The 15,309-nt window shown below is 66.8% G+C and carries 11 protein-coding genes; 3 read left to right on the top strand and 8 right to left on the bottom strand.

Annotated elements, in window-relative coordinates:
- Window positions 1–34: 34 nt before the first annotated feature.
- Window positions 35–2,125 (top strand): GreA/GreB family elongation factor, encoded by a 2,091-nt coding sequence (locus SX243_06005; GenBank protein MDY7092513.1) that lies wholly within the window; start codon window positions 35–37, stop codon window positions 2,123–2,125.
- A 105-nt stretch (window positions 2,126–2,230) separates the two neighbouring features.
- On the opposite strand, the gene SX243_06000 is transcribed toward SX243_06005, so the two are convergent.
- The 7 genes from SX243_06000 to lexA all read right to left on the bottom strand — a co-directional run bounded on the left by SX243_06000 (window position 2,231) and on the right by lexA (window position 9,758).
- Complete coding sequence (locus SX243_06000) at window positions 2,231–2,872, bottom strand: anti-sigma factor (GenBank protein MDY7092512.1); 642 nt, start codon at window positions 2,870–2,872, stop codon at window positions 2,231–2,233.
- Complete coding sequence (locus tag SX243_05995) at window positions 2,869–3,501, bottom strand: sigma-70 family RNA polymerase sigma factor (protein MDY7092511.1); 633 nt, start codon at window positions 3,499–3,501, stop codon at window positions 2,869–2,871. Before SX243_05995 ends, SX243_06000 begins: the two co-directional genes overlap by 4 nt.
- A 68-nt stretch (window positions 3,502–3,569) precedes the next feature.
- Window positions 3,570–5,519, bottom strand: coding sequence for an N-acetylmuramoyl-L-alanine amidase (locus SX243_05990; GenBank protein MDY7092510.1), 1,950 nt, complete (start codon window positions 5,517–5,519; stop codon window positions 3,570–3,572).
- On the bottom strand, window positions 5,509–7,065 hold the full coding sequence (gene gatA, locus SX243_05985) for an Asp-tRNA(Asn)/Glu-tRNA(Gln) amidotransferase subunit GatA (protein MDY7092509.1): 1,557 nt from the start codon (window positions 7,063–7,065) through the stop codon (window positions 5,509–5,511). Before gatA ends, SX243_05990 begins: the two co-directional genes overlap by 11 nt.
- The gene (locus SX243_05980) at window positions 7,058–7,342 is read right to left on the bottom strand and encodes an Asp-tRNA(Asn)/Glu-tRNA(Gln) amidotransferase subunit GatC (protein ID MDY7092508.1); all 285 of its coding nucleotides are present in this window, start codon (window positions 7,340–7,342) and stop codon (window positions 7,058–7,060) included. The genes gatA and SX243_05980 overlap by 8 nt, the downstream gene beginning before the upstream one ends.
- A 146-nt stretch (window positions 7,343–7,488) precedes the next feature.
- Window positions 7,489–8,916, bottom strand: a complete 1,428-nt coding sequence (locus tag SX243_05975) for a PilT/PilU family type 4a pilus ATPase (protein MDY7092507.1) — start codon at window positions 8,914–8,916, stop codon at window positions 7,489–7,491.
- A 215-nt stretch (window positions 8,917–9,131) separates the two neighbouring features.
- Window positions 9,132–9,758: a transcriptional repressor LexA gene (gene lexA, locus SX243_05970; GenBank protein ID MDY7092506.1), complete on the bottom strand. Its 627-nt coding sequence runs from the start codon at window positions 9,756–9,758 to the stop codon at window positions 9,132–9,134.
- Between the two features lie 157 nt (window positions 9,759–9,915).
- On the opposite strand from lexA, the gene SX243_05965 reads away from it, so the two are divergent.
- Window positions 9,916–11,199 (top strand): pitrilysin family protein, encoded by a 1,284-nt coding sequence (locus SX243_05965; protein ID MDY7092505.1) that lies wholly within the window; start codon window positions 9,916–9,918, stop codon window positions 11,197–11,199.
- Window positions 11,200–11,271: 72 nt separating this feature from the next.
- Window positions 11,272–12,675 (top strand): pitrilysin family protein, encoded by a 1,404-nt coding sequence (locus tag SX243_05960; GenBank protein MDY7092504.1) that lies wholly within the window; start codon window positions 11,272–11,274, stop codon window positions 12,673–12,675.
- A 205-nt stretch (window positions 12,676–12,880) separates the two neighbouring features.
- On the opposite strand, the gene SX243_05955 is transcribed toward SX243_05960, so the two are convergent.
- On the bottom strand, window positions 12,881–15,309 hold a 2,429-nt coding region (locus tag SX243_05955; protein ID MDY7092503.1), incomplete at its 5' end, for a serine/threonine-protein kinase.

The following is a 15,309-nucleotide window of genomic DNA, read 5'->3' as shown; positions in this document are numbered from 1 at the left end:
GACGCCGCCAAGTCTGCTATCTTCATGCACTGCTATGGCCATCTCCAAGACGACCCAGAACTACATCGCCAAGGGCGATTTCGATTCCATTGAAGACGAGTGGCTGGCCCAGAGCGGCCGGGACCCGGAGAATCTGGACTACTTCATCGGAGTAGCCCGGGCTCTTCAGGGCCAGGGGCAGGCGGATCGCGCCCGCACCCTGCTGGAGCTCCTCGACGACCAGATCAGCGACCGCGGTCTGTGGCGCTTGCGGCTGAAGATGCTGCGCCGGGCCAGGGCCCTGATCTACGACGACGAGGAAATGCACCGAGCCATCCTAGCCACGCTCAAAGAGATCCACGGCGACCACAGCATGTACGAGCTGATGGTCGACAAGCTCGGTCTCAACAAAGCCATCCGGGATATCTCCAAGACCTGGGAGAAGGCGGAGCGGCTCGAGTCCCTGATGGGCTTCGACGTCGGCACCGTGGTGCTGATGAAGGGCAAGGGCGCCGGCAAGATCCAGGAGATCAATCTCCAGCTGGATACCTTCAAGGTGGATTTCCCCAAGCATCCGGGACTGATGGTGGGCTTCCGAGCCGCTGCCAAGATGCTCATCGCCCTCACCGAAGGGCACATCCTGCGGCGCAAGATGGACGAGCCGGACCAGCTCAAGAAGCTCGCCAAGGATGATCCGCCGGAGCTCCTGCGGCTGGTGCTCCAGAGCTACAACGAGGAGCGCACCGCCGCTCAGATCAAGCAGGATCTGACGGGCGTCGTCACCCCCAAACGCTGGACCTCCTGGTGGAATGCGGCGCGCAAGCACCCGCAGGTGATCACCGAGACCAGCGGCCGCGCTTCGTACCGCTGGGCCGCCACCAGCGCCCACGCCTTCGAGGCGGTGTGGCAATCCTTCGAATCCGCCCCGCCACGGGAGAAGGTCGACCTCTACAAGCGCAACGCAGACCGCGACGAAGATCTCAAGCAACGGATGGTGCGCTCCCTGGCGGCGGCGGGCAACGGTGCCCTGATGCAGGAGCCGGGCCTGGCCCTAGAGATCTGGCTGGCCCTGGAGCGCGGCGGCGATCTACCCGACGATCTGCCCTGGGGCGCCCCGGACATCCTGAGCACCGACACCGCCCACAAGAGCATCGCCGAGGTCCAAGACCGCAACCTGCGGGAGCGAGCCGCCGAGCTGGTGCAGGAGCATCGAGAGGACTGGCCGAAGGTCTTCGCCCATTGGCTGCTGCAGGAGGAAGACCCTCGGCTGCTGGACCGGCTGACGGAGAGCCTGGGGCAGGAAGATCCCCAGGAGCTCAACCGCTTCCTCGAACAGGTGCTGAGTCAGCCCCGCAAGCATCCGGCGGCCTTCGTATGGATGGCGGAGCGGGCGGTGGAAAACGAGGAGCTGCGCCAGCGCAACCCCCTCCGCTTCCTCAAGCAGCTGCTCATCTCGCTCCAGGACGACAACTTCGCTTCCTATCGAGCGGCGCGGCTGATGCCCCTCTTCGAAAGCGGCGGCACGGTGCCGCGGCTGATCCCGATGTTGGAGGAAGGGCAGGCGGAGCAGGCTGCCACCGCCGTGGACCGGGCTCCCGGCCTCGAGGAGTACCAGCGCAGCGCACTGACCAGCGCTCTGGAGCTGCGCTTCTCGTCCCTGCGCAAGGAAACCGAGGCGCCGCTCTACGCGACCCGCGACAAGATCGAGGAGAAGCGCAAGGAGTTCCAGCACCTCAAGAGCGTCGAGCTGCCGGCCAACCGCAAAGCCATCGAGGAAGCCCGAGCCATGGGCGACCTGCGGGAGAACTTCGAATACAAATCCGCCCGCCAGCGCCACGAATACCTGTCGGCGCGGGTCGCGGGGCTCAACCACGACCTCTCCCGAGTGCAACCTATCGACCTCTCCTTCAGCGAGTCGTCGGAAGTCCGGGTGGGCACCCGATTGAAGCTCAAGACCGACGGCGGCGAAGAGCGCACCCTCACCATCCTCGGCCCGTGGGAAAGCGAGCCGGAGAAGCACATCGTGTCCTACGAGTCGGAGCTAGCGAAGGCGCTGCTGGGCAAGAAGGAAGGCGAGGAGGCCACCGCCGGCGGCACCACCTACACGGTGGAATCCATCGAGGCGGTGCAGGAGAGCGATCTCTGAGGCTCTGCTGAGCCGATTGGGTAAGCAACCAACACGGGGGACCCACTTGTTGGTCCCATATTTTTCAACGACTTAGAGCGTTGAGGACGGCAACAGGAGAGACTCCTACTCCCCCTCCGGCGCTCCCCGCGCTGCCTCCCCGTCGCCGGCCTGCTCGTCGCCAACCGCCGCCGGCACGATCTCCACCACTTCTCCCTCCCAAGTCCAGGTCACCGGCACGCCTCGGTCCAACAGGCGCCCCAGCTCCGGTGCCGCTGCGATCCAGCGCTGGGCTTCCTCCGACGCGGCGCTCACCGTGCGGGTGGGCACCGGCTCCTCCGGCAAGGTGAAGTCTTCGGCGTCGAGGATTTCGGAGGGGGCCACCAGCACCGGCTGATGAGTCTGGCGCCGCTCATCCACCCAATTCAGAAACAGGAAGAGAATCACCGCCAGGGAGAAGACCAGAGCGAAGGTGAAACCCACGGTGGACTGCATGGGGGTGTTCTGGATGCGGCCTTCGAGGCGCTGGAGCAGATCCCGCGGCTGGGGCTCCAGACGAATGCGGCGAGCGAGATCCTGGCCCAGGGTGGGGGGCGGGGCTAGATCTTCCAGACGCCGTAGCCCCCGCACGACCCGCCGCAGCCCTTCCAGCTGGCGCCGGCAGTCCGGGCACTCCTCCAGATGATCCTCCACCAGCCTCAGCTGAGGCGGTGGCAGCTCCTCGTCCAGATAGGCCGAGAGCTGGGCAGCTGTCGCATGACGGCTCATGATCTCGTCTCCTCGCCGGCGTCGTCCTCTTCCTGCTGCCGCTCGAGGATCACCCGCAGCCGATCCCGGCCCCGAGCGATGCGCGAGCGCACGGTGCCCAAGCGGATGCCGAGTACCTCGGCGATCTCTTCGTAGCTCAAGCCCTGGAGGTCGCAGAGCACCACCGCCGAGCGAAAGACCTCCGGCACCTCAAGCAGCGCCTGCGCTACCCGGCGGCCTTGGTCCCGGGCGATGGCCCGCTGCTCCGGCCCGCGGCCCGGATCCCGCAGCTCCACCCCCGGCCCGTCGTCCTCCGCCAGCGGCTGGAGGTTCCACCGTTTGCGCCGCAGGCGGCTGCGGCACACGTTGAGGGCGACGCGGTAGATCCAGGTCTTGAGGCTCGAACGCCCCCGGAAACGATCCACCGCGCGAAAGATCCGCAGGAAGCTGTCCTGGGTCAGATCCGCCGCCAGCTCCCGATCGCCGCACATGCGGTAGGCGAGATTGAACACCATTTGGCCATAGCGCTCATAGACCTCTTCGAAAGCCTGCGGATCTCCGTACCGATGCCGTTGGACCAGATCCCAATCGGATTGGACCAGGGGAGCGGCGGATGTCTCGGCGGCCTCCATGTTCTTCTTTTTACTCACCGGTACGACCGGCCTTTGGAGACTTGGACTCTACGCCGGCAAAAAAAGTTCCCGCCGCTGCAGAACCATCAGCGCCCGGCAGTGGCGACGGTGGTGGCGCTGGAGCCGGTGCCGTAGTAGCTGCGCAGGCCGTCGGCGATGGCGGTAGCGGCGTGCTGGCGGAAGATGCGGCTCTGGAGGAGCTTGCGGTCCTGGTCGTTGGCCAGATTCACCACCTCCAACAGCAGCTCCGCGGGCACCGCGTTGTAACGCAGTACCGCCGGCACCCACGGCCGCCGGCCGCGATAGATCTGCTGGCGCACCGGCTTCTGGGGGTGTACCGCCAGATTGCGCTCGCTGAAGGAGCGAATCACTTCCTCCGCCAGCTGCCGAGACAGGCCCTCGCTCTGGGTGCGCTGGCGCCAGGTGTAGCTCACCCGCGGGTCCTCCCGCACTTCCCGGCGGGAAGTGTAGACCGTGCCGCTCTTGCCGAAGCTGCCGCGGCGCAGCTCCGCGTCCGGGATGTAGGCCATGGCGCCACGCAGCGAAGGATGCAGAGAGTCGGCGTGGATGGAGATGAAGACCACGTCCTCCGGCTTGCTGCCCTGCTCCAGGGCTCGGCGGTAGATGCTGTTGGCGAGGTACCAGCGCAGATGCACCCCCACCCGGCTGTCGCCGTTCTTGAGGTCATAGGGTGGGTCGGTGAGGACCACGTGCTCCCGGGAATAGGGCAGCACGTCGCGATCGTCGATGCGGTAATGGTCGCCGTCCCGGGTGGTGGTGAAGACTCGCGCCGAGGTGTAGGTTTCCAGGTGCCGCTTGAGGCGCAGCATGATGTCGTAGACGTAGGTGCTCTCCCACACTCCGAGCTTCGACGTGCCCATGTCCCGGCCGCCGTGGCCGGCGTCGAGGATCACCGTGATTCCCGCCAGGTCGGTGGAGCGCACCGGATTGCTGAAGCGAGCGCTGGCGCGCAGATTGGCCTCGTACTCCACCCGCCGGGGATGGCCCGGGGGCAAGAACTCCGGCTGCAAGACGTCGAAGGGAATCTTCACCGGAAAGCCGATGGGCATGTCGGTGACATCCTTCACGCCGTTGCGGCGGGCGATGTCCGCCGCCAGAGCGTTGACGTCCACGGCGTAGATACGACCGGTGAAGCGCACCACGACGCTGGAGTACAGAGCCTCCCCGGGCTTCAGCCGATAAACGGCGTACTCCCCTTGGGCGTCCTTGCCATATTGCAGCTGCGCCTGATCCGAATTCTTGACGTTGGGCGCCGGCACCGCCAGCGGCTCCGGCACCGTCACCTTGGCGGGCACCGCCTCCGAAACCTTGGGCGAAGTGGTGGTCTGCACCGCCGGCACCGCCACCGCTGAAGCGCTGGCTGCGGCGGTTTGCACGCTGGGCTCCCGGGGCCGCGGGTCCAGCGCCACCGGCCCCCCGGCGGCCACCACCTCCGCATGGAACGGCGGCAGCAGCAAGGACGCCGGGATCAGCAGCTCCTGCCCGGCGTCGACATCGTTGTCCGGCAAGGCGTTGGCGGCGCGGATGGCCGTGTAGTTGGCGCCCCGGCCGGTAAAGCGCTCCGCCACCCTCCACAGCGTCTCGGCGGGCATGTCCCGGAAGCGCTGGACCCGATGCTTCCAACCCTGGGGATGGGCCCGATCCTGCGGGAAGAGCGCCTGCAAGACCTTCCGCCGGTACTCCTGGGACAGCAATTCCAGCGGCACCCGGTACGAGTGACCGGCGAGCAGACGAGTCTGACCGCCGTTGGCCTCGCGCACCGCCGGCGCCACGTCGTTGGTGCCGCTGACCCGCCGGCAGAGCGCTAGCAAGCCTTCCCCTCGCAAGGGTTGGACCTCCAGATAGACCTCGTTGTCGTCGGAGAGCACGGCCGCCTGGGATCCCTCCGCAGCAGTCAGGCGCACCCGCACCTCGTCTCCCCACGCCGGCAGGGCGGCGAAGAGCCCGAGCAGCGCCCACAGCCAGAGCGAATGCCCGGGCAGCTGCAGGCGACGGAGGGACGGCTTACGCAGCATCGGCCAGCGCAGGACGCACCTCCCATCCGACCTGAGTTTCGAAAGCGCGGGCGGCGCTCAAGAGCTCGGCCTCCCCGAAGCGCCGGCCCACCAGATGCAGCGAGCGCGGCAGCCCGGCGTCGTCGCTCCCCGCCGGCACCGCCACCGCCGGCAATCCGGCCAGGCTGGCGGGACAGGTGAAGCGGTCCGCGAGGTACATGGCCAACGGCTCATCGGTGCGCGAGCCCAGCGGAAAGGGCGCGGTGGCGGTGGTGGGAGAGACCAGAAAGTCCACCATCTCCAACGCCGCTTCCATCTGCTGCCGCAGCAGCGCCGCGACGCGCTGCGCTCGCTCGTAGTAGGCCTCCCGGTACCCCGCCGAGAGAGCAAAGGTGCCGAGTAGAATCCGTCGCTGCACTTCCCGCCCCAGGCCCTCGCTACGACTGCGCAGGTAGAGCTCTTCGAGAGATTCCCCCTGGCCGCCGCCAGCCTCCCGAGACTCAGGGCGGCGGCCGCCGTAGCGCACGCCATCGAAGCGCGCCAGATTGGAGCTGGCCTCGCTGTTGGCGAGCACGTGGTAGATCGCCAGGGCGGCGTTCACCGCCGGCACCGAGACGTCCACCACCTCGGCGCCCAGAGCCTCCAGCTGCGCCAGGTTGTGCCGCCAGATCTTCTCGCCCTGCGGGTCGAGAGGCTCCCCCGGGGTGCTAGCGGAGCCCTGCCCCGCCGTCCCCTGGCTCAGGGGCAGCTCCCGGATGACGCCGAAGCGCCGGCCGTCGATTCCGTCTTCCAATCCGCGCAAGAAGTCCTCTCCCGCTGAGCCCGTGGTCGAGCTCGGCGTCTCACTGCGGGCATCCCGATCATCCGGTCCCGCCATAACCTCCAGGGCCAGGGCCACATCGCGTACGCAGCGTCCCAGGGGGCCGACCTGATCCAGCGACGAGGCGAAGGCCACCAACCCCCACCGGGAAACCCGGCCATAGGTCGGCTTGAGACCCACCAGGCCGCACCAGGCGGCGGGCTGACGCACCGAACCGCCGGTGTCGCTACCCAACGCCAGGGGGACGCTTCCCGCTGCCACCGCCGCTGCCGAACCGCCGCTGGATCCTCCCGGCGAACGCTCCAGCGCCCACGGGTTGTGGGTCGGCCCATAGGCGGAATACTCGCAGGAGGAGCCCATCCCCAACTCGTCCAAATTGGTCTTGCCCAGCACCACGGCGCCGGCGTCCAGCAGACGTTCCACCGCCGCCGCATGGTTCGGAGCGGTATAGCCCTCGAGAATGCGCGAGGCGCAAGTCATGGGTGCATCCGCCAAGGCCAGGTTGTCTTTGATCGCCACCGGCACTCCCGCCAGCGGTCCGGGATCCTCCCCCGCCGCCAGCCGTCGGTCGAGCTCGTCCGCCCGCCGCAGGGCCCCTTCCGGATCCAGCCACAGGTAGGCGTGGATCCGCGGCTCCACCGCTTCGGTGCGGCGCAGGTGCGCTGCCACAACCTCCCGGGCACTGAGCGATCCGGAGCGCACGCGCCGGGCCAGCTCCTCCGCGGAGCATCGGAAGAGCTCAGTCATCCTGATCCTCTCCCCGGTCGGCGAACATCCTCGGCACCGCGACCTGGCCGTCCACCGCCGCCGGCGCATTGGCCAGCAGCAGCTCCCGGGGCAGACACGATCGGGGTTGATCGTCCAGCACCCACGGGTCATCGGCTTCCAGATCCTCCACCGGCGAATCCATGGGCGGCGGAGGCGGCGCGTCGTAGTCTTTCAGCAGGTCGATGTACTCCACGATGGTACCCAATTCCCGAGCCATGGCTTGCTCGTCCTGAGGGTCCAAACGGAGACGTGCCAAGGAGGCAACTTTCCTGACATCGTCGATAGTTAGAGCCATGACCCTAAAGTGAAATCTTAGCTCTCAAAGGGGGTTGCAAGCAAACGCAACGCCGCCCGCATCGCTGCAGGCGGCGTGAAAAGGGAGCGCGGAAGCGGGAAATCAGATCAGCGGAAGATGCCGGATTTCTTGCCGCCGCCGGACTCGGGCTCGTTGATCAAGCGCTGGTTGAGCTGGCGGATGCGCTCCATGAGCTTGTCGATCTTTTCCTGGGCCTCTTGCTTGAGGCGGCCGTAGTCGTTGCTCATGCGCTCCTGCTCTTCCTGCAGCGACTGGATCTGCTGGCGCAGGGCCTCCATCTGCTGGTCGCGGTCCGCGATGCGGCTGTTGAGCTGCTCGATGACCTCGTCCTTCTCGCCGAGGCGGATCTTGACCTTCTCCTCCTGCTCTTCGTACAGACGCCGGAACTCCTGGAGCTCCACGATTTGCGAGAAGTCAGACGTTGCCATTTCGCCTCCCTGTTCTTCGATCTTGGGGAACATCTTGCGCAGCTTGAGGGAAAGATCCTCGGGGTCCGGCGACTCTTTCATCGCCTCCTCGAGGGTGATGGTGCCGTAGGCCAGCAGCGCGATGAGGCTCTGGTTCATCGACTGCATGCGGTAGTAGCCGACGGACGACTCCAGCTCTTCGTGGATCTGAGAGGTCTCCCCCTTTTCCACCATGCGGCAGATCTTGGGCGAGGCCTTCATGATCTCCAGCGCCGCCACCCGGCCGCCGTCGGCGCGGGTCACCAACTTCATGGACACCACGCCCTTGAGCACCTGGGCCAGCTGCGCTCGCACCTGCCCCTGCTGATCCGCCGGGAAGCTGTCCAGAATGCGGTCGATGGTCTGGGGAGCGCTGTTGGTGTGCAGGGTGGAGAACACCAGATGCCCCGTCTCCGCCGCGGTGATCACCGTCGCTACGGTCTCTGCGTCACGCATCTCGCCGACCATGATCACATCCGGATCCTGGCGCATGGCGTTACGCAACGCCTCCTTGAAGCTGGTGGTGTCGGTCCCCACCTCGCGCTGGGAGATGGTGGCGATGCCGTCGGTGAACAGGAACTCCATCGGGTCTTCGATGGTGATGACGTGCTTCGGCTGATGGCTCGAAATGTGCTTGATCAGGGCGGCCAGGGTGGTCGACTTGCCGCTGCCGGTGGGGCCGGTGACCAACACCAAGCCCATGGGGACCTTGCAGAAATCGATCAGACTGTCCGGCAGATCCAGATCCTCGACGGTGAGGATGTCGTAGGGCACGCGCCGGAAGGAGGCGGCGAGGGTGCCGCGCTGCATGTAGAGATTGCCGCGGAATCGCGCCAGGCCCGAGACCCCGTAACCGAGATCGATGGACATATTCTCTTCCAGCCGGCTCTTCTGCACCGGGGTGAGGATGCGCAGCAGCATCTCCTCGATGTCGTCGGGCTTGAGGGGATCCAGGTCGATGGGGATGATCTTGCCGTTGATGCGCAGCAGTGGCGGACGGGTCGGCTTCAGATGAAGGTCCGAAGCCCCCTTCTTGGTCATGAACTTCAGTAGCGCGTCAAGATCCATACCCGTAATCTCTCATCCGTCTTCGTTGCCCGACTTGCTAAAACAACGGATCTTTTGCCGGTGCGGTCCGCCAAAGATACACCATTTCACCGCCGACGCACACCGTTCGGGAAGATCGGCAGCATCCTAGCTCGAATCCGCCCCGCTCCTAGTATTGGGGCCTCGGCATTGCTAGCAGCCCGTGGCAAAAGTCACCGCGGGCTGGGACGCTGGAATCAGAGGTATTTGCGCATCAGACCCACCACCACGCCTTGGATGGTGAGATCCCGGGCGGCGACCCAGATCGGATCCATGGCGGGATTGGAGGGCTGCAGGCGGATCTTGTCGCCTTCGGGGTAGAAGCGCTTGAGGGTCGCCTCGTCGTTGACCAGAGCCACGACCATCTCCCCCGCCTCGGCCTTCTCCCGCCGCAGCACCACCACCAGGTCACCGTCGTGAATACCCTCGGCGATCATCGAGTCGCCGACCACCTGCAGCACGTAATGATCGCCGGTGCGGCGGCTCAGGAGATGGTGCGGAACCTCCAGCCGCTCGTTGCCGGACATCGCCTCGATGGGGCGGCCGGCGGCGATGCGGCCCAGAAAGGGAAGGTCCGGCGCCTCGTCCTCCGACGGCTCCTCCACCAGCTGGATGCCGCGCTTCTGATTCCAGTCACGGGTCAGATAGCCTTTTTGCTCCAGCAGCTTCAGATGCTTGTAAACGGTGCCGTAGGACGAGTAGCCGAAGTGCTCACAAATCTCGCGGTGAGTGGGGGCGATGCCCTTGCGACCCTGGAAGTCTTCGATAAACTCCAGGATCGCCTTCTGGCGCTCGGTCAGGTAGCGGGCTTGCTTCTTGGCCATGGCTGCATGGTAGGCGGTAAAAGAGCGTAAGTCAAGAGCCCCGCCGGGATCTCGAAGGCCCCGGCCAGATCCTCGGATGGGGCGTGCCGGCGGTTGACACCCCTGCTAGCCGCCAATAGACTGCCGGCTAGCGGCCGTCGCACCGGCCCCTCCCACTATGAGTACTGTCGCTTCTCCTCTAGTCCAGAATCTTTCCGTCGAACGGCATCGACTGGCCAACGGGCTGCAGGTCGTGCTGCACCGGGACACCACCCTGCCCCTGGTGACCCTCAACCTCTGGTACCACGTGGGCTCGAAGAACGAGCGCCCGGGACGCACCGGCTTCGCCCATCTCTTCGAGCACATGCTCTTCCAGGGCAGCGAGCACGTCGGCACCAACGATCACTTCCGCTACATCCAGCAGGTGGGCGGGCTGGTCAACGGCTCCACCTGGTACGACCGCACCAATTACTACGAAACGCTGCCCTCCCACTTCCTGCGCCTGGGGCTGTGGCTGGAGTCGGACCGCATGGGCTTCCTGCTCCCCGCCATCACCCCGGAGAAGCTGGAGAATCAGCGCAGCGTGGTGATGAACGAGCGACGCCAGCGCATCGACAACCGGCCCTACGGCATCGCCCACGAACGGCTCCACGAGCTCCTCTACCCCAAGGACCACCCCTACCATTGGCCGGTCATCGGCTATATGGACGACATCGCCGCCGCCACCCTCGAGGATGTCCAGAGCTTCTTCCGCACCTACTACGCTCCCAACAATGCGGTGCTCACCCTCGCCGGCGATTTCGATCCGGACGCCGCGCTGATGGAGGTGGAGCACTTCTTCGGCGGCATTCCGCGGGGCCCCGAGCCGCCGCCGGTGAAGACCTCGCCGTCACCCCAGAACGGCCAACAGCGCCAGCGCATCGAAGACGACGTGCGGCTGCCGCGGGTCTATCTGGGCCATCGGGTACCAGCTTATGGCGAGCGCGATTGGTACGCCGCCGACCTTCTGACCTCGGCGCTGGCCCAGGGCAAAGCCAGCCTGCTCTACGAGGATCTGGTCTACCGCCGCCAGCTGGCTCAGGACGTAGGAGCCTACGTGCTGCCCACGGAGATCGCCGCCACCTGCTACCTGGTCGCCACCTGCAAACCGGGAGTCGAGCCGGAAGCCCTGGAAGAGGCTCTGGCGGAGCACCTGCAACGCCTCTCGTCGGAGGCCGTGAGCGCAGCCACTCTGGAGCGCTGCCGCAACCACAAGCTCACCGGCTATTACCGCGAGCTGCAGGCCCTGGACGGCCGGGCGGATCGGCTCTCCGAGCTCACCACCTACTTCGACGACCCGGAGCTGTTGCGGGAGGAGCCGGAACGCTACCTCCAGCTCGAGGCCGAGGACCTGCAGAGTTTCGCCAGCCGCTATCTGCAGCCGGAGCAGCGGGTGGTTTTGACCTTCGTTCCCTCCGATTGACGTACCCGAAACCTGACGAACCCGACGACGGAGCAACTCGCCCACCCAATCTGCCAGTAGATCGAGATTTCCTTGACCGATGAGCCCATCATGACCGCCGCCGGCCGCCCCGTAGACCGTTCCCAGCCCCCGGGACCCGGACCGGTGCGCCCCTTCTCCTTCCCCCCGTTCCAGCACCGGGAGCTGAGCTGCGGCATCCAGGTGCTGCTGGCCCGCCTGCCGCGGGTCCCCATGGTCACCCTGGAGCTCTACATTCCCGCCGGCGGCCAGTACGACCCTGCCGAGCTGCCGGGGCTAGCCACCCTCACCGCCGGCATGCTGGACGAGGGCACCCGCCAGCGGAGCGCCACCGAGATCGCCGCGCTGGTGGAACAGCTGGGCGGCAGCCTGATCACCGGCGCCGGCTGGAACGCCATCTACGCCAGCACCTCGGCGCTGGCCAAGGATCTGCCCACGGCGGTGGACCTGGCGGCGGAGCTGGTCCTCGAACCGAGTTTTCCCGCCGACGAGCTGGAGCGCCTGCGCCGGCAGCGGCTGGGAGATCTGCTGCAGCGCCGCAACGACCCCTCGTCCCTCGCCCAGGAGCGCTTCTCCGCCGCCATCTACGGAGACTCGCCCTACGGACGATCGCTGATCGGTGACGAGACCTCGGCCCAGGCCATCACCGGCGGCGACGTGCGCGGGTTTTACAGCCGCCACGTCACCGCCCCCGGCACCGCCATCGTTGCGGTGGGCGATCTCGATCCCGACGCCTTGGTGGAGCACCTGGAGAGCGCTTTCCGCAGCATGCCGCGGCACCAGCCACCCCCCATGCCGGAGATCGGGCCCCGCTCTCTGGACGGCGTCGAGATCCACCTGGTACACCGCCCCCAAGCGGCCCAGACCGAGATGCGGGTAGGCCACGTCGGCATCTCCCGCACCCACCCCGAATATCTCCGTCTGCAGGTGCTCAACGCCATTCTCGGCGGCAAGTTCACCAGCCGCATCAACCTCAACCTGCGCGAGCGCCACGGCTACACATACGGCGCCCACAGCCGCTTCATCGGCCGCTTCGGCCCCGGCCCCTTCCAGGTCTCCTCGGCGGTGGAAACCGAGGTTGCCGGCGCGGCGGTGCGGGAGACCCTGGGCGAGATCCGGCGTATTCAGGAAGATCTGGTCAGCGAGGAAGAGCTGGCGGACACCCAGAGCTATCTTCGCGGCGCCTTCGTCGGCCAGCTCCAGACCATCGACGAGCTCTCCGCCCGCCTCAGCGCCCTGGCCCTCTATGGCCTTCCCGCCGATTATTACGAGCGCTATCTGCGGGAGATCGAGACCACCACCCGCGAGGATCTCCTCACCCTCGCCCGCCAATACCTCCAGCCCGAGCGCGCCGTGGTGGTGCTGGTTGGGCCTCGGGAAGCGCTGGAGCCGCAGGTGGAAGGCTTGGGGGAGGTCTTCGTCCACGAGCCCCCGCCGAAGGTCTCAAACGGGGGCTAGCCCCCCACCCCCCGACGCTAGAGCGTCCCCCGGTTGCTCCGACGCTGGAGCGTCGGAGCCAGCCCAACTGTGGATTTTCCCCTGGGAGCACCAGCTTGTAGCCGGCTCCGGGGCGGGTGCGGGCGGCGTCCTCCCGACGGGAGGCCGCTGTAGAGTAGCGAGGGGTTTCAACCCCTCGTGGGGCCGCTGGGATAGCCCCCCCACCTCAGCGCAGGGAAGCGTTGAGGTTTCCGTCCTCGTCCACCTGGAGTATCAGACGGCGTTCGCTGCCAGCGGGGAAGTTGGCGTCCAGCTGCTCGACCTCGGTGGGACGGTTGCGGGCGCCGGAAACGTAGACTTTGAGGGAGTTGGTCCCGGTATCCACCTTGAAGCTACGCTCCAGGTGGCCGGTGTAGCTTTTGGAACGGCTGAAGAAGCCACCGGACTTCTCGGTGAAGCGGAAGCTCTCCCGCATCAGCTGATCCTCGTTGATGTAGATCAGCAGCACGCCCTTGGGTAGGTCGGAGATCAGCTCTACCCACAGGGTCGCGTGATTCACCGCCGGCCGGGACGGCGGCGGAGGGAGCTGAGCGGTGGTGGTGACGGGCTCCGTCGACTGGGGCTCGGGGGGAGGAGGCGGCGGTGGGGGCGGCGGGGCGACCCGGCGAGTCGTCGGCTCCGGCTGGGACACACTCAGCTCCGGCTGCACCGCCGCCAGCACGTCGTAGGCCTCGGCGCGGGAGGGGTCCGCCTCCAACACCGCCTGCGCTGCGCGGAAAGCATCACCGTACCGCTCTTCATCCAAAGCCGCTCGGGCTTCCTCGAGGCGATCCATCACCAGGCTCTGGCGAGTCTGGGAAATATGCAACGCCAGGCGCCGCTGGTCTGCCTCTTCCCGCTGCCGTGCGCTCACTTCCAGGACGCCGGTCAAGGACTCCAGCTCCGTGGCCCGGAGCGCCGCCCGATCCCGGTTCTCCTCCGCCAGCAGGTCGCGGTACTCACCGCGCACCACGTTGCGCCGCTGCTCCGCCAGCTCCGCGGCCTCGGCGAAACGCTCCTCCGCCTCGTCCACGCGATCCTGCTGGAGCAACGCCGCGCCCTCCGCCATCAGCTGCTCGAGGGTCTGCTCGGCCTGGCTCCGCTGAGCGGCATAGGCTTCCTCGGGATCCGGACCACCGCCGCGCAAACCGTTGATCACCAGCACCAACAAAATCACCGCTACCACCGCCACCGCACCGGCCAGCAAGAGCGAGCGCCGGCCGCCGAGGCCACCGGGCAGCGACGCGGTGGCGGAGACCGGGGGGGCGTTGGCCGGGGGAGCGGTGCCGGAATCGTCGAAGTCGTCCTCTTTGCTCCCACCGAAGGCCCGGGGGGAGGAGGAAGGATCCGAAATGGACCGCAGAATCTCGTCTGCCGCGCTGGAAGGCGCCGAGCTGGATGCCCCCGCACTGGATGCTCCAGCCCGCCGGGACGAAGGGCTCTTGCCCGCCCCGTCAATGGCCGGTGGCGGAGGCAGGTCCGGCAACGCCGGCGGCTCGAGGCTGTCGGGATCCGCTGCCGGCAGGATGTCGGTGCCGGACACGGCGACGTCGGGCTGCCCGTCGGAAGACCCGCTCTCGGAAGGCCCGACCTCAGAAGACTCGGCTTCAGAAGACTCGGCTTCAGAAGACCCGGCCTCAGAAGGTCTGGTGTCGGAAGTGCCCGGGGGATCCGGCGGCGGGGGCGAGACCTCCGGCAATTCGAAGTTCTCCGGCGGCGCCGAGATCACCGACGCCATGGTCTCCGCCATCAAATCCTGAGTCTGCTCCCCGACCCCGGTCTTCACCGTGACGGGCAACACTCGGCGCAAGTCCTCCCCCAGCTCGCCGGCTCTCTGATAGCGGTCGCTCGGCGCCTTTGCCATGGCCCGCTCGAGCACCGAACGAAGCCCCGGCAGCAGCGCGCCGATGTACCGCTCCGGCGGCTCGAAGGCCTCGTTGACGATTCGGTACGTGACCGCCGTCAGGTTGTCTCCGGGGAACGGCTTGCGGCGGGTGAGCATCTCGTAGAGCACCACGCCGAGGGAGAAGATGTCCGCGTGGTGCCCCACCTCCTCGCCCCGCACCTGCTCCGGCGCCATGTAGTTGGGGGTACCCAACATCTGCCCCGCCTGGGTCAGATTGGAGGTGTTGAGCAGGGCGATGCCGAAATCGGTGATCTTCACCTCGTTGTCGGCGGTGAGCAGGATGTTGGCGGGCTTGATGTCGCGGTGCACCACGCCCTTGGAATGAGCGTAATCCAGGGCGCTGGCAATCTGGCCGATGATCTCGGAGGTGAACTCCAGGGCCGGCTGCCCGGAACGGTGCAGGAGCTGCTTGAGATTGGTGCCCCGGACGTACTCCATGGCGATGAAGACGTCGCCACCGTCCGCCGGCACCACGATGTCGTGGATGGTGACGATGTTGGGATGGTTGAGAATCCCGCAGCTCTGGGCCTCGCGCAGGAAGCGAGCCTGGAATTGCTCCAGCTCGTCGTCCGCCACATTGTGGGTGGCGTGGAAGGTCTTGAGCGCCACGAGCCGGCCAATGAGCGGATCCCGGGCGAGGTACACCACGCCCATGGAGCCCTTGCCCAGCTCCTCCATCACTTCGTAACGCCCCAATTTGCTGGGGATGC

This window comes from Acidobacteriota bacterium, assembly GCA_034211275.1.
Taxonomy (GTDB): domain Bacteria; phylum Acidobacteriota; class Thermoanaerobaculia; order Multivoradales; family JAHZIX01; genus JAGQSE01.
Note: the sequence above shows the minus strand (reverse complement) of the source record. Positions and strands in the feature narration are given on the sequence as shown.